The sequence below is a fragment of the Methylocystis sp. genome (genome assembly GCF_051062815.1).
In the GTDB taxonomy this organism is placed as follows: domain Bacteria; phylum Pseudomonadota; class Alphaproteobacteria; order Rhizobiales; family Beijerinckiaceae; genus Methylocystis.
In genome coordinates this window covers 1-18,883 of the sequence record NZ_JBPFDU010000071.1, presented here as the reverse complement: position 1 = coordinate 18,883, position 18,883 = coordinate 1, and the positions used below count along the sequence as shown (strand labels likewise).

General features: G+C 62.2%; 12 protein-coding genes and 1 pseudogene. 9 read left to right on the top strand and 4 right to left on the bottom strand.

Annotated elements, in window-relative coordinates:
* Positions 1 to 207 precede the first annotated feature (207 nt).
* The gene (locus ACR65W_RS11770) at positions 208 to 771 is read right to left on the bottom strand and encodes a helix-turn-helix domain-containing protein (RefSeq protein WP_158273669.1); all 564 of its coding nucleotides are present in this window, start codon (positions 769 to 771) and stop codon (positions 208 to 210) included.
* Positions 772 to 1,151: 380 nt separating this feature from the next.
* On the opposite strand from ACR65W_RS11770, the gene ACR65W_RS11765 reads away from it, so the two are divergent.
* From ACR65W_RS11765 to ACR65W_RS11745, 5 genes are all read left to right on the top strand, one after another.
* Positions 1,152 to 1,520: a hypothetical protein gene (locus ACR65W_RS11765; RefSeq protein WP_434499121.1), complete on the top strand. Its 369-nt coding sequence runs from the start codon at positions 1,152 to 1,154 to the stop codon at positions 1,518 to 1,520.
* Between the two features lie 82 nt (positions 1,521 to 1,602).
* Positions 1,603 to 3,666, top strand: a complete 2,064-nt coding sequence (locus tag ACR65W_RS11760) for a ParB/RepB/Spo0J family partition protein (RefSeq protein WP_434499120.1) — start codon at positions 1,603 to 1,605, stop codon at positions 3,664 to 3,666.
* Positions 3,667 to 3,837: 171 nt separating this feature from the next.
* Positions 3,838 to 4,245 carry a hypothetical protein gene (locus ACR65W_RS11755; protein WP_175095519.1) on the top strand — a complete coding sequence of 136 codons (408 nt, stop codon included), beginning with the start codon at positions 3,838 to 3,840 and terminating at the stop codon, positions 4,243 to 4,245.
* Between the two features lie 143 nt (positions 4,246 to 4,388).
* On the top strand, positions 4,389 to 8,843 hold the full coding sequence (locus ACR65W_RS11750; RefSeq protein WP_434499119.1) for a strawberry notch-like NTP hydrolase domain-containing protein: 4,455 nt from the start codon (positions 4,389 to 4,391) through the stop codon (positions 8,841 to 8,843).
* A 13-nt stretch (positions 8,844 to 8,856) separates the two neighbouring features.
* Positions 8,857 to 9,888: a DUF7146 domain-containing protein gene (locus ACR65W_RS11745; RefSeq protein ID WP_434502665.1), complete on the top strand. Its 1,032-nt coding sequence runs from the start codon at positions 8,857 to 8,859 to the stop codon at positions 9,886 to 9,888.
* Positions 9,889 to 9,962: 74 nt separating this feature from the next.
* Here the strand turns inward: ACR65W_RS11745 and ACR65W_RS11740 are convergent, their stop codons facing one another.
* The 3 genes and pseudogenes from ACR65W_RS11740 to ACR65W_RS11730 all read right to left on the bottom strand — a co-directional run bounded on the left by ACR65W_RS11740 (position 9,963) and on the right by ACR65W_RS11730 (position 14,861).
* A complete protein-coding gene (locus ACR65W_RS11740) occupies positions 9,963 to 12,200 on the bottom strand; it encodes a S8 family peptidase (RefSeq protein WP_434499117.1) in 2,238 nt (745 codons plus the stop codon).
* 3 nt (positions 12,201 to 12,203) lie between these two features.
* Positions 12,204 to 13,328, bottom strand: a complete 1,125-nt coding sequence (locus tag ACR65W_RS11735; RefSeq protein ID WP_434499116.1) for an AAA family ATPase — start codon at positions 13,326 to 13,328, stop codon at positions 12,204 to 12,206.
* Between the two features lie 219 nt (positions 13,329 to 13,547).
* Positions 13,548 to 14,861: pseudogene (locus ACR65W_RS11730) on the bottom strand (DUF6880 family protein).
* Between the two features lie 358 nt (positions 14,862 to 15,219).
* Here ACR65W_RS11730 and ACR65W_RS11725 point away from each other — a divergent pair.
* From ACR65W_RS11725 to ACR65W_RS11710, 4 genes are all read left to right on the top strand, one after another.
* On the top strand, positions 15,220 to 16,152 hold the full coding sequence (locus tag ACR65W_RS11725) for a DUF2493 domain-containing protein (protein WP_434499145.1): 933 nt from the start codon (positions 15,220 to 15,222) through the stop codon (positions 16,150 to 16,152).
* 147 nt (positions 16,153 to 16,299) lie between these two features.
* Positions 16,300 to 17,517, top strand: coding sequence for a plasmid partitioning protein RepA (gene repA, locus ACR65W_RS11720; RefSeq protein ID WP_123177782.1), 1,218 nt, complete (start codon positions 16,300 to 16,302; stop codon positions 17,515 to 17,517).
* Complete coding sequence (gene repB / locus ACR65W_RS11715) at positions 17,514 to 18,533, top strand: plasmid partitioning protein RepB (protein WP_192879633.1); 1,020 nt, start codon at positions 17,514 to 17,516, stop codon at positions 18,531 to 18,533. Before repA ends, repB begins: the two co-directional genes overlap by 4 nt.
* 170 nt (positions 18,534 to 18,703) lie before the next feature.
* The coding region (locus tag ACR65W_RS11710; RefSeq protein ID WP_434499115.1) for a helix-turn-helix domain-containing protein at positions 18,704 to 18,883 on the top strand (180 nt) is incomplete at its 3' end.

The following is an 18,883-nucleotide window of genomic DNA, read 5'->3' as shown; positions in this document are numbered from 1 at the left end:
ATGAATCGGCACATGCTGAGGTCGCACGGCTCACGACTCCAAGTGGTTCAAGCCAAACCTGCCATTCTGCATTCAGCCCGATCCTCGCTGGACAAGCCAAGCCGGCGAAATGCCCAATACCGGACGTTCCGAACTTCGGCTAAGCGTCATATTGTTGCCTTCCTCAGGTAACGAAAAACGAGGAAATGGTCCCTCTGCGCTCTTTCCTCACGCTTCTCGTTGAGATGGAAGCCGCGCAGCTCGCGAAGTTTTCGGGGTCGCCGCGCGTTTGGCGCCTCTCGCCGCTTTGCGTGGCGACTCGACGCCGAGCAATTCCCACAAGCTGATGTCCAATCGTTCCGCGAGTTCCACGAGCACGAGCAGGGACGGGTTCGATACGCCATCGGTGATGAGATAGAGCTGCGGCAGGGATACGTTCAGAAATTTTGCAAATTCCTGTTTGGTCAGGCCGCTATTGCGGAAGCGCTCGTTTACGACGGCGCCCATCGTCTCGACCATTTTCGCCCCGGAGGGATTCTTACGATCGCGAACCGGCTTGGCTTCGAGCAACTCGTAGAGCGGGACGCGAAGCTTTTTCGAAATTTCCGCCAACATTGTGATGGACGGGTTCCCGAGCCGGCGACGCACATAGCGAAATTGCGACCCTGACATGCCGACGAATTCGGCGAATTCCGGCTTCGACAAGCCGCTCTTCGCCTGTTCGGCGATTAGGCGGTTCGAGAGGTTTGCGAGATAGGGCGACTCGAGCCGATCAGCGATCGTGACGACCATGAGCCGGCGTCGTCGATCCGCCTGAGCCGTTCCCCCCGCTTTACCCGCCTTACGCGACCACTTTGGCTCGCCGCCGATCATTTTGCCCCGGAAAAATCACGACACCGCCCCAGCACTGTCATAGATTCTCGCGCGGCTGCCAAGGGCAATTCGGGAATTTTTGCCAGTTTATTAGACTTTGCCTGCTTGCGCTTTGCGGCGCGGCATCCGAAGCAAGGCTGTGGCTCGACAAGCGCGGAAGGCAGGACAGGATGCCGCCCCCGGTCGCGCGCCGGGCCTTTCACGCTGCTTTTGCGAAGAGCGAGAGCGGTGAGCGCGCTTCACGACGGGACAGAAAGCGAGAGAAAGGCTCCCGCGCGCTCGTCGCGGAGATTTCGCTCATGACCGACAACTACGGTGAGACGATCGCCAAGGCCCTCGCCACTGACGGCGGGCATCTCTTCATCGGAAGAGGCGGGTTTTCATTGCATTACGAGACCGGCTGGCTGAGCGGCTATGATTGCGAGCCGGTCAAAGCTGCGGCGATCGCGGCGGCCTTGCCCGTGATCGACAGCCGCATGGTCGATTTCGGAAAGGTCGCGGACCTCGCGATTCGCGGTCCGATGATCGCGATCGGCAAGCCGGCCGATCCGCCGCCCTGGCGCGCGCTGTCCTATGCGCCACTCGCCGCGGTCGCCGAGGCTTACGCGCGCGCGGGCGCCGAGGTACGGAACGTGCCCGGTTGCGGCGGCAGGGAGGCGGCGGCCTGAGAGCGAGAGAGCCCTTTGGGCTTTTCGACGGAGCAGAGGGTGAAAGAGAGGCTCTCGCCCATCCGTCGCGGAGTTCAGGGATATGGCGAAAATTGTTTTGACGGCGGCGCGAGATATCGCGCTCGACAAGCTCGTGGCGTCGGATGCGAATGTGCGGCGGATCAAGGCGGGGGTGAGCGTCGAGGATCTGGCCGAGGATATCGCAAGGCGTGGATTGCTGCAGTCCTTGAGCGTTCGGCCGGTCGTGGACGACGGGGGCGCCGAAACAGGGAAATTCGCGGTCAGCGCGGGCGGGCGACGTCTCGCGGCGCTTAAATCGCTCGTCAAGCAGAAGCGCCTCGCGAAAAACGCGCCCGTTCCGTGCATCGTGAAAACCGACGGGATCGAGGAGGAGGATTCGCTCGCCGAGAACACAATGCGGGAGGCGCTGCATCCGCTCGATCAGTTTCGGGCGTTCAAGAATTTGCAGGATCAGGGCGTCACGATTGATGAGATCGCCGCGCGCTTTTTCGTTGGCGCGCCGGTGGTGCGACAGAGACTGAAACTCGCAGCGGCGAGCCAGAAGCTGCTCGACCTTTACGTCGCCGAAGAATTGAGCCTCGAGCAGCTCATGGCCTTTTGCGTCACTGACGACCATGCGCGGCAGGAGGAAGTTTGGGAGACTCTCAACCGTTCCTACAACAAGGAGCCCTACACGATCCGGCGGATGCTGACCGAAGGCGCGGTGAAGGCGGGGGACAAGCGCGCGGTCTTCGTCGGCGTTGAAGCCTATGAGGCGGCGGGCGGCGTCGTCCTTCGCGATCTCTTCCAGCAGGATCATGGAGGCTGGCTGCAGGATGTCGCCCTGCTCGACCGTCTCGCTCGTGAGAAGCTCGCCGATGCCGCCGACGCGCTTCGCGCCGAAGGCTGGAAATGGTCGGAGATCGCGATCGATTTTCCCTATGGCCACACCAATGGGCTGCGGCGGCTGCCGGCGACATATGCACCCGTCTCGGAAGAACAGCAGGCGCGTTACGACGCTGCGCTCGCCGAATATGACGCGCTGTCGGACGAACATGAGGGCGCGCAAGATCTTCCCGAAGAGGTGGACCGCAGGCTCGCGGAACTCGAAAAGGAGATTGCGGCGGTTGACGAGCGACCGGCAATCTACGATCCGACCGAAATCTCGCGCGCCGGCATATTTGTCTGCATCGACTATGATGGCGCTCTGAAGGTCGAGCGCGGCTTTGTCCGGCCCGAGGATGAGGAGCCCGCAGGCGCGCCGGCCGCCGGCGAGTCCACGGGATCGGTGGCCGCTCCAAAACGCGCTGGCGACGGTGCGGTCGGCAGTCCCGATGGAGACGCGGCCGACCAGGACGAGACGGAAGTCTCGTCGAAACTGTCCGACCGATTGATGAGCGATCTCACCGCCCACCGAACGCTCGCGCTGCGCGTCGCGCTCGCCAATGATCCGGAGGCGGCGTTTCTTGCAGCGACCCACGCGCTGGCGTTGAAGAGTTTTTACTCTTCCGGCCGCTTCGACGGCTGCATCGAGGTCGACGCCAAATCCGCACCGCTCGGCGGCTATGCTTCCGGCCTCGCTGATAGCGCTACGGCGCGGGCGAGTGACGAGGCGCAGGGCCATTGGCAATTGCGATTGCCGAAGAAATCGGACGATCTCTGGGACTGGCTGGTCAAAGCGGATCGCGAGTCGACCGCCGGGCTTTTCGCCTTTTGCGTCGGTCAGAGCGTCAACGCGCTGCAGCTTCCGCACGAACGCCGTTCAAAGGCGCTGGATCATGCCGATCGACTGGCCGAACATGTCGGGCTCGATATGAGCGCGCATTGGACGCCGACTGTTGAGAGTTATTTCGGCAAGGTGACCAAGGCGCGGATTCTGGCGGCGGTGCGCGAGGCCAAGGGCGAAGCGACCGCGCAGATGATCGACCATCTGAAAAAATCCGACATGGCGGTCGAGGCCCAGCGTCTGCTCCAGGGAACAGGCTGGTTGCCCGAGCCGCTTCGCGGCTCGACAACGGATGATGCTGACGCGGCAATCGTCCAAAAGCAAGAAAGCGACGCCTTGCCGGATTTCCTGGGCGATGACGACGACGCGGCTTTGCTCGACGCTGAGGAAGAGGAGCCGCGCGCCACGGCCGCGGAATGATGCTCGAGGCGGGATGGCGCGCGTTGTCCCGCCTTTCGCCGCATCTGCCGCGTCGACGCGGCCCTTCGGCGCGTCCGATCAGAGACGCGCATTCGTCGCTCCCTGAACTTCTGTCTCCACCGTCGCGCGCCCTGACGCGCGCATGTTCCCTCCATTTTGAAAGGCGCCGCGATGGGCTGGCTCTATATGCAATCACTCGGCGGTCATGCAGGACCGCGTGACTATCTCGACGCGCAGTTTACCTTCGAGAATGCGGAAGGCCGATCGAAGGTCCTGCGCTCCATCCTTCTTGGCGACACCTATTACGCCGCCATCGAGCAGCACAGCGGCGGGGCGCGCGCGGTCTTCGCGCTCGTCTGCCTCACCTACTACAATCCGCGTGATCCGGAAGGATTCATCTTCGGCTACAAAGATATGACCGAAGCTATGGGGCCCTGCGCGAGCGACTGCCCCGAGGACATTCTGGATCTGTTGACGCCGACGGATCGGCCTTACGCAATCGCCTGGCGCGCCCGCTGTCGCGAGAACGCCGTTGCGCGGCGCAGTAAGTCATCACAAAAATCGGCGTCGTCGTTCTGACGGATTGGCGGCGGCGGCGTCACGGCGCTGATCGTCGGCGCGACGGCGGGGGGAGAGAAGAGGAAAAGGGCTTGGCCGTGAGGGCGAGCCCGGGAGGAGCAAAGAGAGAGCGTCCCGGGCCGTCACAATCCCGGAGACAATCGATGAGCCCGATCCTCGCCGTTGCTGAAACGCCCCGCGAACAATCCGAACTTTCCTTCGTTGCGACGGACAAGCCGCATGCGCTGATCATGGCGGCGCAAACGCTCGTCGCGCATCTTGCGAAGGGACGCGTCATCGACGCCCCAGCCGTGCGCGTGGCGATGGAAGCCGCTTTTGGCGCAAGCGACTCGCAAGGGGCCTGGAGCTGGAAGGACGCCTATGAGGCGGTCGAGGCGGCGCAAGTTTTGTTCCTGCGTCGCTATGGGCCGGCAATGGCTGCGCGCGCGGCGAATGATCCGGCGCGCCTTCTCGCCATGCTCAAGAAAGTCGGCGCGCTACTTCCGAGCGAAACGCGCCGCTCGGAAGAAAGCCAGGCGCTGCAGCAATTCTCGACGCCGCTGGAATTCGCCTATGTCGCGAGCCTTGCGGCAGGGATTAGAGCCGACGACGTCGTGCTTGAACCCTCCGCGGGTACGGGGATGCTGGCGATCCATGCCGAGCTCGCCGGCGCGAAACTCGTCCTCAATGAATGGGGCGAGACGCGCGCCGATCTTCTGAAAGGTCTATTTCCCCAAGCGCGGCTCAGCCGCGTCGACGGCGCGCAGCTTCACGATCGCCTCGCCGCCGATCTTGTTCCAACCGTCGTGCTGATGAACCCGCCCTTCTCCGCCTCGCCCTTGATCGAGGGACGACATGCCGCCGCGACCTTCGAACATATTCGCGCGTCTCTCTCTCGCCTTCGCCCCGGCGGACGGCTTGTCGCCATCACGGGCGAAAGTTTCTCCCCGACCGCGAACAGCTGGCGCGGAAGTTTCGAGCGCCTGCAGGAACAGGGACGGCTCGTATTCACGGCGTCGCTCGCGCGCGGATTTTTCGCGCGGCACGGGACGAGCGTCGAAAGCCGGCTGACGGTCTTCGATAAAACGCCGGCTGAGAACCCGAATGAATTTGTCGCTGGACTTGGTCCGGTCGCCGACGTTTCAGAGTTGCTCGCGCTGGTGCAGCGCGATATCCCGCCGCGCGCGTCTCTTGCGCTCGCGCCGGGCAATGGCGATGCTCCAATCCAGGGCGGCGTCGGTTCGACCGCGAAGCCGTTTGCGCTGATCGTCGCAACACGCCCCGCTGCGCCACATCCCGCATTTATCGATTCTGCACAGCGCAACGCGGGTGCCATTCCGACCCCTGCTCCGCGCGTGTCTTCAGAGATCGTCGAAGTCGCCTACGCGCTTCGCGACTGGAAAGCGCCCCAGGGCGGCGCGCTCAGCGCCGGGCTCTATGAGCCCTATGCGGTGCAGTCAATCGCAATCGAGGGAGCGAAGCGGCATCCGACGACGCTCGTCCAATCCGCCGCCATGGCGTCGGTCGCGCCGCCAAAGCCAGGCTATCGACCGCACCTTCCCAAGAGTGTCGAGTCCGGGCTCCTGTCCGACGCGCAGCTCGAGAGCGTCATCTACGCCGGTGAAGCCCATCGCGGGCTTCTCGCTGGCTCCTTCCTCGTCAATGAAAGCTTCGAAGCGGTTTCCGCCGCGCCGGATGACGCGGAAAATGCGGTGCGCTTTCGCTGCGGCTATTACCTTGGGGATGGCACAGGCGCCGGTAAGGGGCGTCAGGTTGCTGGCGTCATTCTCGACAATTGGCTGAAAGGCCGCCGCAAGGCGCTCTGGATCTCCAAATCCGACAAGCTTCTCGAAGACGCGCACCGCGACTGGTCGGCGCTCGGGCAGGAGAAGCTGCAAATCGTCCCTCAGTCCCGCTTCAAGCAGGGCGCGCCGATCAAACTGTCGGAGGGCATTCTCTTCACGACCTATGCGACCTTGCGCTCGGATAAGCGGCAGGGCCGCGACGGCGCTGTGAAGGCTTCGCGCCTGTCGCAGATTATCGACTGGCTCGGAGCCGATTTCGAGGGCGTCATCGTTTTCGACGAGGCGCATGCGCTCGCCAACGCGGCTGGCGACAAGGGCGAGCGCGGCGAGAAGACCGCCTCGCAGCAGGGCCGAGCCGGATTAAGATTGCAGAACGCCCTGCCGAACGCGCGCGTCCTCTATGTCTCGGCGACCGGCGCGACGACCGTCGCCAATCTCGCTTATGCGACGCGCTTGGGGTTGTGGGGTTCGTCCGACATGCCCTTCGTGACGCGGCTCGATTTTGTCGCGGCGATGGAGGCGGGCGGCATTGCGGCGATGGAAGTGCTGGCGCGCGATCTCAAGGCCCTCGGCCTCTATGCGTCTCGCGCGCTCTCCTATGCCGGCGTTGAGGTCGAGATGCTGGAGCATCAGCTCTCGGCCGAACAAATCCGCATCTATAATTCCTATGCCGGCGCTTTTGAAATCATTCACAATAATCTCGCCGCGGCGCTGGAGGCGGCGAATATCACCGGCGAAGGCGGCCGGGCCTATAACCGCAACGCCAAGAGCGCCGCGCGCTCGGCTTTCGAATCGAACAAGCAGCGCTTCTTCAACCATCTGATCACGGCGATGAAGGTTCCGAGCCTCATCGCTGCAATCGAGCGTGATTTGGAGGCGGGTCGCGCCGCCGTCATCCAGATCGTCTCGACCAGCGAAGCCCTGATGGAGCGCCGCCTTGCGGAAATCCCCTCGTCGGAATGGGGCGATCTCTCCTGCGACATCACCCCACGCGAATATGTTCTCGACTATCTCGCACACTCCTTCCCGACGCAGCTCTTCGAGGTCTATTCCGACGAGAATGGCGATCTTCACTCGCGGCCCGTTGTCGATGAGAATGGCAATCCGGTTCGATCGCGCGAGGCGATGGAGCGTCGGGATCGTCTGATCGAGCATCTCGCAGCGCTGCCGGCCGTGCAGGGCGCGCTCGATCAGATCGTGCAGCGCTTCGGGACCGAGATAGTGGCCGAGGTCACCGGCCGCACGCGGCGGATCGTGCGCAAGACCAACGCCGATGGCTCCGACCGGCTTTGCGTCGAGAACCGGCCGGCTTCCGCCAATTTGGGCGAGACGCAGGCTTTCATGGACGACGAGAAGCGCATCCTCGTCTTCTCCGACGCCGGCGGCACTGGGCGCTCCTATCACGCCGAGCGCAGCGCGAAGAACCAACGGCTGCGCGTCCACTATCTGCTCGAGCCCGGCTGGAAGGCGGATAACGCGATCCAAGGCCTCGGGCGCACCAACCGCAGCAATCAGGCGCAGCCGCCCTTGTTCCGCCCGGTCGCGACCGACGTGAAGGGAGAAAAGCGCTTTCTCTCGACGATCGCCCGGCGGCTCGACACGCTCGGCGCCATCACGCGGGGCCAGCGCCAGACCGGCGGCCAGGGCCTGTTCCGGCCGGAGGATAATCTCGAATCGCCCTATGGGCGCGCGGCGCTGCGCCGGCTGTATCAGCTTGTCTTTGGCGGCAAGGTCGAAGGTTGCTCATTGACGCGCTTTATGGAGGCGACAGGCCTCGATCTCACCGACCGGGACGGGAGCCTCAAGGAGGAGCTGCCGCTGATCTCGACTTTCCTCAATCGCATCCTCGCGCTGCCGATCGCTCTGCAAAATCTCCTCTTCGACGTGTTCGAGGGGTTAATGGCGGCGCAGGTCGAGGCGGCGATTCAGGCCGGCGTCTTCGATGTCGGCGTCGAGACGCTGATGGCTGAGAGCCTCGTCGTCACCAATCGCCAGACCATCGCCGTGCATGGCAGGAGCGGGGCGGAGACACAGCTGCTGACCATCCTGCGCAAGGACAAGACGCGGATCACAACGCTTGACGCGGCGTTCGACCATGCGACGACTTCGCAAAAATCGCGACTGATGGTCAACGACCAGTCGGGGCGCGCGGCGGTCAAATTGCCGGCGACAGCGTTGATGCAGGACGACGGCTCGGTTCAGCCGCGCGTTCGGCTGCTGCGGCCCGCACATGCCGATGTGATCACGCTCGAAACCATGGAGCGCTCGCATTGGCGCGACGCATCTTCAGAAGAATTTCAGCGGGCGTGGGAGAGCGAGGTCGCCTCCCTCCCCGACCTGACCGAAAGCACGTTTCATATCGTGACCGGCCTATTGCTGCCGGTCTGGAATCGGCTCCCGGATGAGGCCGCGCGAGTCTATCGGTTGCAAACAGACCAGAGCGAACGCCTCATCGGCCGGCTCGTCTCGCCGGCGAGCGCCGCCGTCCTCGGAGAGGCGACAGGCGCCGGCGCCCCTGCCCTCGCGCCGGTTGCCGCCATAGCTGCAGTCATGCAGGACGGAGCTGGGCTCGTTTTGGCTGAGGGGCTGGTCCTCAAGTGCGCGCTTGTGATGAGCCGGCATCGGCTCGAACTCACGGGCTTTGGCGACACGATGGTCGACCGGTTGAAGGCGCAGGGCCTGATTGCAGAAATCATCGCCTGGAAGCTGCGGGTCTTCGTGCCGCTGGGCGACGAGGCTGCAAAAATCGTCGAGAGGCTTCTTGCGCTCTATCCCCTGCTCCGCGTCGCGCCCGCGACCCGCGTCAGCAATTAAGAGAAGGGAGGCGATGATGGAAAGCCCCGCTCGGACTCTGTCCCGCAGCCTCGCCGAAAATGTCGAGGCCGTTTGCAGGCATTATCTCTCCAACGGTCGCCGCTGCGGCAATTACTGGATCGTCGGCGACGTGAACAACAATGCGGGCCGCAGTCTCTATGTGCGGTTGAAGGGTCCGCTTTCCGGCAAGGGAGCGAGGGGAAAATGGACTGACTCGGCAACGTCAGAACATGGCGACCTGCTCGATCTCATTCGTGCGCGGGAGGGTTTTGCGTCCTTTCGCGACACGCTCGATGAGGCGCGGCGCTTTTTGCGGGCGCCGCGCGAAACGCCGACCGAGCATCATGGTCGAAGGGCAAGCGAATACGACACGAGTACGTTCGCACGCAAAATCTGGGCGGCCTGCCGGCCGATCGTCGGCACAAAGGCCGAGGCCTATCTGCGCGCGCGAAAAATCACCGCTGATCTGAGCGACGCGCCGCTACGCTATCACCCGGCGCTGATCTATCGCGAGAGTCGAAATTCGCCGTCGCGCAAATTGCCGGCGCTTATCGCTGCCGTCACCGACAATAAGGGCGAGATCAGGGGAATTCATCGGACGTTTGTCGATCCAGATAGGAATGACAAGGCGAATGTCGCTTCGCAGCGGCGTTCGCTCGGCGCCATTCTCGGCAATGGCGTGCGCTTCGGTGTGATCGACGATTTCGTGATCATCGGCGAAGGGATCGAAACCGTGCTTTCGCTCAAAAGCGCCTTCCCCGATATTCCAATGATCGCGGGGCTCTCCGCCGCGCATCTCGCGGCGTGGAAATTTCCGGCCGGGCTGCGTCGGCTGCTCATCGCAGCAGATAATGATAGCGCTGGTCGAAACGCTATGCGCAAACTTGCGGAACGCGCCGCGGCTGTAGGCGTCGAAGCTGGAATGATTGCCTCGCAAGGTAAGGATTTTAACGACGAACTGCGGCACATTGCACTGGAACGCCTTCGGCTCCGGTTAGTGAAATTACTGCCAATGTCTGACTTCGAAGAAAGCAGACGCTCCTGATGCGCGTTGCTAAAGGCGTGGTCTGACCCAAAGCGGCCGTTCACTGCAGAACTGAGGAGCCTAGATTTCGGGTTTCAGGTGCGGACCGGGATATCGACCACCGGGCGCAAGGGCTCCAGCACAGTCGGGTAACGTTGCAGGATTTGGTCGTAGAGGTTGGGCGTTTTGCGCGCCGTGATGGTGATCACGAGGGCGTAGGGAATCTTATCCGCGCTCAAGGTGTTGCGGCCGCCGGCTCGCGCGTTGTAGTGGACGTCGAAGACCGGGTTACGCAGGCCGGGGGCCCGCATCGTCCGCGACTTGTGCAGAGTGTTTTCCCACTTATGAGCGTCGGCGCGGAGATCGACTTCTTCGAACGAAACGTCTCTGGCCTGGAAGAAATAACTGGCGTCGGCGTGGATTTGGCCCGGGTCCTTGCGCTTCCCGTCGTGAGGGCGGAAGCGCACCTCAATGCCACTGCGGGTGTAGTTGAGCGGGTCCTGCGGGTCCGTTGAGGTTGCGAAGCAGAAGGTGGCAGCGATCTCAACGTTGCCGCGCATGCTCGCGCCTGGGATCGGAATTTGCATCCTCACCCAGCTCGCGGGGCGGAGTTCACCCTGATACACGATGTGAGCCGCGTGCTGGTCTGTCATGACAATGTCACTGACCTGTTCGGGCAGCCGGCCCCAGCCGACCTCGGCCTTATCGAAGCCGCCGTCGTCCGCTCCATGCAGCAACAGCGCCTTAACCGCCAAGGGCGTCAAAAGCTTCCCGAAGTGCGACTTGATGCCAATCGCGGTGCGGAGCGCGGTAGGCGCGGCGAAACTCGTTCCAGTGATCGGAATCGTCTTGCTGGGGTCCTGGGCGTTGAGAACCCAATAAGGTTCACGGCTCGATCCGCCGAAGGCCACGCCATCTGGCTTCATAATCCCCGGGCTGCGACCAGGGCCGATGGAGCTATACGGAGCGCGTTTCCAACCTGGACCGCTACGGTCGCAACCGCCGATTGAGAGGCCGTTTACGCAGTCGGCGGGCGTCTGGATGCGGGCATTGCCAGAGGTCCAGTCCATCTCGCCGCTGTTCCCGACCGCGATGGTGGGGAGGGTCTGTCCATCGACGAACATTTGGTCGAGGACTGCTGTCCAAGCATGGACGTCATTGTCCTCGACAGGGAGGTCAGGTCCCAGGCTGAGGTTTACGAAGTCGTATTTTGGCCGGGACTCAAGCACGTCCTGAATGCGTTCCAAGACCGTATAGAGTTCGGCCTGATCGTCCTTCATAGTGTTCTCGTCAAGGACGCGGTAGTGATCGACCTTTGCATAGGGCCTTTCAGCCGTGACCCCGTCTTGCAGCGGCCCGAACAGGAGCGCCGAGGTGACCGCCGTGCCGTGGTTCAAAAATTCCTCGACCGGCGCGCCGATGTTCTTCGTCTTCTTACGATTCACCCAGGGGTTCAACTTGCCATCGGCCTTTACACCGCCGTCGAAGACCGCAACGCGGACATCTTGATCAATCGCGCCCTCGTTCGGCAGCTTGCAGGCAAAAGGCGTGAAGCCGGTGCTCGCCCGGACCAGCGGACGGAATTGGCGGAGCCGCGGCATCTCGCGGGCCACGCGTAGGAACGAGTATCTAGCGACGTCGGCGGCGATCTCGCGCGGGATGCGCAGCGGGAGGAAGCAGAGCCCCTCGGCGAAGAACCGGCGCTTGTCGAGATCAAGGGTGACGCCGAACCCTTCTAGGTAAGTCTCGAAGCCTTCCAGGATGAAGGCGTCGTCGCGGATGGGCTGAGCATGCAGGACCACCTCTAGGAGAGGTTCCTTTTCGGCCGACCTTAGGGGCTTTAGTTTTTCCCGGACGTCCTGGACGCGAATGTCCTCGATCTTGATGAGATCGCCCGCTCCTTGCGCCGCCTCACTGAAGCGGTCGATATTCTCGGCGAACCGCCGGAAATTTCGCCGCGTGCCAGCGACGAACAGCTCGGACGTCACGGCGGATTCCGGCGGATTCTTCTTCGTCCACTTGTCGGGTGAGACCTCACGCGCCCGGCTGCCAATCGTCTCAAGCTGGTAAGTCTTGAGCAGCTCGCCGGGGTAGTAGGACTTGGCGAGATAGCTGGGGTGTAGCGTCATGAGCGCGACCGCCTGGTCGCCAGGGCAAACCAATTCTGGAAGTTCGGCAAGCTCGCGCGCCGTCTCTTTCACCTTGGGTGCGAGGCGCTGTCGAGCCTCCGCGAAGGTGTAGGGGTGGCGCTTCGGCGCGCCGGCGATTGGCGCGGCCATATCGGACGCTAGGCGTTCGCCGTAGCCGATCAGAAAATTAACGCGCCCGGCCATCTGCTATTCCTCCTGGTTGTCCACGCCGCCCGGCTTCGTCTTTTTCCGGATGGTGTCGCGGCTAACGCCAGTCAGCTCATTCACCTGACGCTGCGAGACACCCGCCTCGGTCAGCCACATGGCAATCTGACCACGCTCGCGGCGGGGCATCGGCTCGATTCGGCTCTGCACCATCTCACCAAGCGCATCTTCAATCGGGATATCGCGGGTCACTGCGGCACGGCGCGCTAGCATCACCTCGCGCTCAATGTCGCTGAACGAGAGGCCACGAAGCGTGACGGCCAGAACATCCCGCCAAGCCCCGGAGGCCTTACTCGGCCCCATGAAGGTCTCGATGGCCTGGCGCACAGCGGGCTCGCTCGGCATCGGAAACTCAATACGCATCTCGAAGCGGCGCCAGACGGCGGGGTCCAGCAGGTCGGGGTGATTGGTCGCAGCCAAGAGAAGGCCGGTCGCCGGCCAGTCGTCAATTTCTTGCAGCAAGACGGTAACGAGGCGCTTCAGTTCGCCAACGTCCGTGTTGTCATCGCGCCGCTTGGCGATCGAATCCAGTTCATCCAGCAGCAGGACGCCGTGGACACTCTTGGCGTAGTCGAGGACGTGACGAACATTGGTACCCGTGCGACCTAGGAAGCTACTCATTACCGCCGACAAATCCAGGGTTAGGAGCGGGCAGTTAAGCTCGCGGGCGATCCAGCGCGCGGCCAGGGTTTTTCCAACGCCCGGCAGGCCGGTGAAGATGATCGAACGTGTTGGAACGAGGCCCTGCTTCAGCAGCGCCTCGTCACGCTGACGTTCCGACAGAATCTGGTGAAGGGCGCGCTTCACCGACGTATCCCAGATCGGCTCCACGTCCAGCGTGGGGCGCTCTTCGACACGAAGGAGCTGAAGGCGACTCTCGAGGTCTACCGGAACCGGGGCCGAAGCTTCACGGCGCAGGGGCGACTGCCGGGTAGGCGCTTCCTGTAGAAGCTGGGTGAGCTGCGCGGCTAAGCCTGGAAGCTCCACGCGATGGCGTCGGGCTAAGCGGCGGAGGAATGCCTGAACGTCCTGCTGCCGCCCAGCGAGCGCCAGCCTGGCCATCTGGACGATTTCATCATTAGTAATTTTAATGTCGTCCGCTGACACGTCAAGACGCCTCCAATTAATAGGTTCTTTGGCTATACCGATATGGACTAGTTTGCAACATCAAAATTATAATTAGTCCACCAGCGTGGAGCGGCGAGATTGCAATCGTAGTCGCGAGGGACGGGGCAAGGCGGCGAAGCCATCGCAATTGGCGTTCGGCACAGTGAGTTCCCTCGCTAGCCCGAGGTTTCGACGTGAAGGTCTCTAATTTGGCCGTGGCTAAGCGCATTCCTGCAAATGGCGCGCGGCGTGTTTGTATCGGCTGGATCGGGCGTGATCGAGAGAAAACTCGATCGTCGCGCGCAAGGCGAGCGTCGCCGCCAAAGGATGCTTGCTGGCCAACGCGTCGGCGACGGGCGACAGCACTTCGTAATGATCGCCGTTTAATTCCTCCGCGCGCGCCAGTACGAGTTTCGCCGCGCGATCCAACGCAGGCCATGACGCCAGGAACACTAGAGCCGCCGGGAAATTTGCAAAATTCTCCGCGTAATTGAGCGCGCCGTTTTCGGCCTCGATGTCGTCGAAGTCGGGAAGCCGTTTCAGATAATCGCGCAAATGTCGCGCCGAGAGAAATCGCTCAAAGCACGACCAGCGCGCCGCCTGTGCGTCGCCGCTGCGTTCGAGCCCTTGAAGTGCGGCGACGCGCGCATCCTCTCACTCCAATTCTGGCCAGTCGGAACGCTTGTGTTCCGCCGCTTCGATCGTTTGCAACGCCTCGGCCGCTCGGCTAGCGGCAAGCAGCCGCTCAGCAATTCCAGCCGCTATGCGTGGAACCTTTCGTGTTGCTGGATCATATTGAGCGATGAAGGCGTCGACGTCGTTCTGCGCGTCGACAATGTCTCTCAGCGCCATTTCAACGACGTGGTTTCGATGACGATTGGCGATCTCGTCTTGGTAGATCGGCCCGTCCGTCGACCAGCCAATCTTTCGCCGCTCGTGCTCGGCTGGTTTTATGGCGGGTTCTTTCGACAGCGCGACAAGACGACTCTTCAAATGTTCGAGGACCGCATCGCCGAGAGCCGCGCTGAGTGTGGGGATGAGATGATCGAACTGGCCATAGTCATTGTCGAGCAAGGCCTGAAACGCGTGATCGGCCAGGTCTTTGGCATCGCTTTTGGCGGCTTCGGCCAGCCGCCCGAGATCGCTTACGCCATCATGAAAGATTCCGATCACCGTTCCGCTGCTGTCGTCGCAGCGCGCAGAGACGGATGAGGCCAGCGCCATTAAGCCCCACATCAGATCGAGCGCTTCTTTGGGATCGGTCTTGCCAACGTGATCGACGATGGCGCGTCGCTGCGTCTGGAGATCCTCGACGAGCCCGCGCCGATTCTGCCAGTCGACGAAGCTTCGGGAGCGGGCGATCAAGTTTAAGCGCTTGCGGATTTCGCGCGCGACATCTGCAGAACTATGCCCGCCGGCAAGTTCGAGCCGTAAACGGCGTTTGACGGCGGCGTTTGCGTCGCCGATCTCGATCAGGAGTTCGGCGAGCCGTTCGGGGCCGAGCGCTTCGAGGTTCTTCGCGGTTAGGGGCATCTTCGGGGGCATAACGACTTCTTATAGCGCCATCGGAATTTCGGATATTGGCGCGAAGGCCGATCGTCGTGGGTGTTGCCGAGCCGATCGTCTGTGGCAGATGCATTTCACGTACAGGGCCGCGCGCCGGCCTGAAAGAGCAGCGATGACGCCACAAGCGGCTCGCTTGCCGCAACGCTTCCCGCGGACTTCTTTCCCCTGACCGGCGCAAAAGCCGGGCATTCCTCGCGGAGCAAACAAGTCATCGGGAAGCGTCCTTTGCTTTGCTGCGGCCCTTCGGGTGCGTCGCGACCCGCCCGTGGCTCGTGATCGCTGTCAGGCCGCGATCGGCGCGGCCTTGAAGCGAAAGTGCAACGCCATGGATATCGACATCACGTCCCTCCCCCACGACGCTCCAAACGAATCGCCATTGTCATATCTCCTCGACGAACTCGCGCTTCAGGGCTATCGCCCCTTAGACGACGAGCCGGATCCGCGTCCCCTCCCCTCTTCCGACTCTGCGTCAATGGCCCTCGAATCCGCCGTCGAATCGCTTTCAAATCTCTTTCTCAATACGCGGCTCGAAGCCGACCTACCCGATCTGCTCTGGGCTTTCGTCAACCTCTTCCATCGCAAGGCGGAGCGCGTCGATCGCGAGCTCGACGACAACGAAACCGCACAGCGTCGCGCACAGTCCGAACAGGACGGCTCGGAAATCCGTTCGGTCGAACTGGAGCGGTTGATCGCGCAAGGGCTGACGCTCAACGAACGCCGCAACGCCTTCGAATTCTTCCGGGACCATCTCGCCGAACTCTATGCGGCCGAGACAGGCTCCGTCTGGCGTCCCCGATCAGGTTCAAAGGTCAATCACCGCGCACTGACGGCTGCGATGATCGATAGTCGCGATTTCCTGAACGCCAAGAAGCTGGCCGAGACACAAGTGCTCTTGCCGCGCGGACCCCGGATCGCTTTCGCGGGCGGAGCCGAGTGTAATGATCATCGGCGGATTTGGGAAGCTCTCGACAAGGTCCATGCGAAGCATTCCGATATGGTCCTTCTCCTTGGCGGTGGATCCAAAGGCGCCGAACGGATCGCGTCCTGCTGGGCGGACAATCGCAAGGTTCCTCAGGTCGCGTTCAAACCGGACTGGAGCCGTCACAAGAACGCCGCGCCCTTCAAGCGCAATGATGTGATGCTGGAAACGTTGCCAATCGGTGTGATGATCTTCCCCGGTTCCGGCATCGTCGAGAACCTCGCCGACAAAGCGCGCAAGATGGGAATTCCCGTGTGGCGGTTTGGTAAAGGCGGCTAATGAACAGTGCGCCTTTGCGCGTTGGGGTTCTCGTGAGCGCGCCAAGCACCTTAAGTTTTCGTTAACTCTTTATTTCTTGCAAAGATCCGAGAATCGCCTTCTAGTCGGAGACGGAAGCATACCGTTTAACGACTGGGAACCGTTTTGATGGCGATCCTCTCAAACGCCGCACCTTCTTTGGTCCCTGAGAATGCGCTTGCGCGGATGACCCGTCACGCCAAAGTTCTTTCGGGGCAGATGCAGTCGTTGAGCGCGACGCTATTTCCGCCGGCCTCGAAAAAGACGCTCCGGTCGTTTTCGTCGGGCGAGGTGGCGCGATTCCTCGGCGTGTCCGACGGCTATCTTCGGCAATTGTCGCTCGATGGTCTTGGCCCTTCCCCGGCCTTATCCGCGGGCGGCCGCCGGTCTTACACGCCGGCGCAGATCGGTGAACTGCGTGAATATCTCGCAGCCGCGCGACCGAAAGAAGCGCTCGAATTCCTGCCCACGCGCCGGCCCGGCGACAAACTGCAGATCGTCGCTGTCGCCAATTTCAAGGGCGGCTCTGCCAAAACGACGACGGCGCTATACCTCACCCAATTCCTTGCCTTGGAAGGCTATCGGGTGCTGGCGATCGATCTCGACCCGCAAGCGTCCCTATCCGCCATGTTTGGCTATCAGCCGGAATTCGACATCGGCGAGGGAGAGACCCTTTACGGCGCGATTCGATATGACGATGCCCGACGACCAATGCGCGACGTGGTGCGGCCGACATATTTCACCGGCGTCTCGCTCGTGCCGGGCAATCTGGAACTGATGGAGTTCGAACACCACACGCCGCGCGCCATGGTCGAGCGGTCGTTGCGTGGTAGTGATCTCTTCTTCCGCCGCGTTGGCAGTGCCATTGCAGAGGTCGAAGATGATTTTGACATTGTCGTCATCGATTGTCCTCCGCAGCTAGGCTACCTCACCATGGGAGCTCTGAACGCGGCGACCGCCATGCTGGTGACCATCCACCCACAGATGGTGGACGTGGCCTCCATGAGCCAGTTCCTGCTGATGACCGCAGACGTAATGGCGGTCATAGAGGAAGCCGGCGGCAATCTCGATTATGACTTCATCCGCTATGTGGTGACTCGCCACGACCCCAACGACGTGCCCGAAACCCAGATTGTCGCTCTGCTGCGTAATCTATTCAGCGATGACGTTTTGGGGGCGACAGTGTGGAAATCAACTGCAATCGCCAATGCGGGGCTAACCAAGCAATCGCTCTACGAGCTCGAGAAGGGCTCCGTCGGCCGCGCCGCCTATGAGCGGGCGCTCGAATCGGTCAATGGTGCCAATTCGGAAATCCTCGGCCTCTTGCAGAAGGTGTGGCGGCGATGAGCAAACGCACCGATACGATTCGCCACCTGTTCGCCCAGCCCCCCTCCCCCATGTTGTCTGCTGACAACAATCCGCCCGAGCCGCGGCGAGTGGCGGCCGGGGCCGTGCGCTCGATGAAAGAAAGCTTTTCGGAAATCGAGCGCGAGAATGAAGTTTTGCGCGCCCGCGTCGCGGGCAGCGAACAGGTGGTCGAGATCGACCCGGCGCTCATAGATCCTTCCCCCTTCGCCGACCGCTTTGCGCAGGAAGACGACACGGCGTTCGAAGCGTTGAAACAGTCGATTGCCGAGAGCGGCCAGGAAATCCCCGTTTTGCTGCGGGCTCACGGCACCGTGCCGGGTCGTTATCAAACTGCTTTTGGCCATCGCCGCATTCGCGCCGCGCGGCTACTGGGGCGGCAGGTCAAGGCGATTGTCCGGGCGCTGAACGACGACGAATTGATCGTCGCTCAAGGCGTCGAAAATTCCGCGCGTGAGGATTTGAGTTTTATAGAACGAGCAGTCTTCGCCTTCCGGCTGGAGGCCGCCGGGCGCAGCCGCGCCGTCATTCAACAAGCGCTCGCTATCGACCGCGCGGAAGCGTCCAAGCTGATTGCCGTCGCGAAAGCGGTTCCAGATGATTTGATTCATGCCATCGGAAAGGCGCCAAAGATCGGGCGTGGCCGCTGGCAGGAACTCGCCGAGCTTATGCGCGAGAAGGCGGCGACGAAGCGCGCGCAGGCTGTCGCCATTCTCCCAGCCTTCATCAGCGCCGACAGCGACGAGCGTTTCGCCCGCGCCTTGGGAGCCGCCAAACGGAAGGAGGCGGCCAATGCCCCTGCCGGGCAAATTGTCGAAATCAGAGATTCGGCTGGACTATCCATTGCCGAAATCCGCGCTTCCGAGCGCGATGTGAAAGTGAGGCTCGCGAAACCAGCAGGAAGCGCCTTCGCGCAATTCCTGACCGCTCGCTTGCCGGAGTTGTTCGAGGAGTTTCGCTCTTTCGAAACCGGAGACGGCAAGTCGAAAGATAATTGAGGTCCGGCGAAAGGAGTATCGCCAGCAAAAGAAAAAGGCCCCCGAAACGTCTCCGTCCGGAAGCCCTTCTCAGAAGTAGCACTCAGAGAATCACACTTCCGCGAATCGCTGTCAAGAGTCAGCGCCGTTTCGGCGAGCAGATTTCTTTTGCCTGAACGAGGCAAAGGATCATGCAGTCACATACAACGACGCCCTTTGGGCGACGGCCGCTGTCGCTCGCCATGGTGGCGGCGCAGGCGGCGACGCGAGATTTCGCGGCGAAACCCGACGCGTCCGAGACCGTCGTCCATAAATGGCGGCTGTTTCGCGCGCTCACGGAAGCCAAGGAGCCGATCGGCGTCACCGACCGA

What these genes read in the sequence shown, in the direction of transcription:
- ACR65W_RS11725 (WP_434499145.1), top strand. Translation starts at nt 15,220, where the DNA reads ATGGATATCGACATCACGTCCCTCCCCCACGACGCTCCAAACGAATCG.
- ACR65W_RS11765 (WP_434499121.1), top strand. Translation starts at nt 1,152, where the DNA reads ATGACCGACAACTACGGTGAGACGATCGCCAAGGCCCTCGCCACTGAC.
- repB (WP_192879633.1), top strand. Translation starts at nt 17,514, where the DNA reads ATGAGCAAACGCACCGATACGATTCGCCACCTGTTCGCCCAGCCCCCC.
- ACR65W_RS11755 (WP_175095519.1), top strand. Translation starts at nt 3,838, where the DNA reads ATGGGCTGGCTCTATATGCAATCACTCGGCGGTCATGCAGGACCGCGT.
- ACR65W_RS11740 (WP_434499117.1), bottom strand. Translation starts at nt 12,200, where the DNA reads ATGGCCGGGCGCGTTAATTTTCTGATCGGCTACGGCGAACGCCTAGCG.
- repA (WP_123177782.1), top strand. Translation starts at nt 16,300, where the DNA reads ATGGCGATCCTCTCAAACGCCGCACCTTCTTTGGTCCCTGAGAATGCG.
- ACR65W_RS11745 (WP_434502665.1), top strand. Translation starts at nt 8,857, where the DNA reads ATGATGGAAAGCCCCGCTCGGACTCTGTCCCGCAGCCTCGCCGAAAAT.
- ACR65W_RS11750 (WP_434499119.1), top strand. Translation starts at nt 4,389, where the DNA reads ATGAGCCCGATCCTCGCCGTTGCTGAAACGCCCCGCGAACAATCCGAA.
- ACR65W_RS11770 (WP_158273669.1), bottom strand. Translation starts at nt 771, where the DNA reads ATGGTCGTCACGATCGCTGATCGGCTCGAGTCGCCCTATCTCGCAAAC.
- ACR65W_RS11760 (WP_434499120.1), top strand. Translation starts at nt 1,603, where the DNA reads ATGGCGAAAATTGTTTTGACGGCGGCGCGAGATATCGCGCTCGACAAG.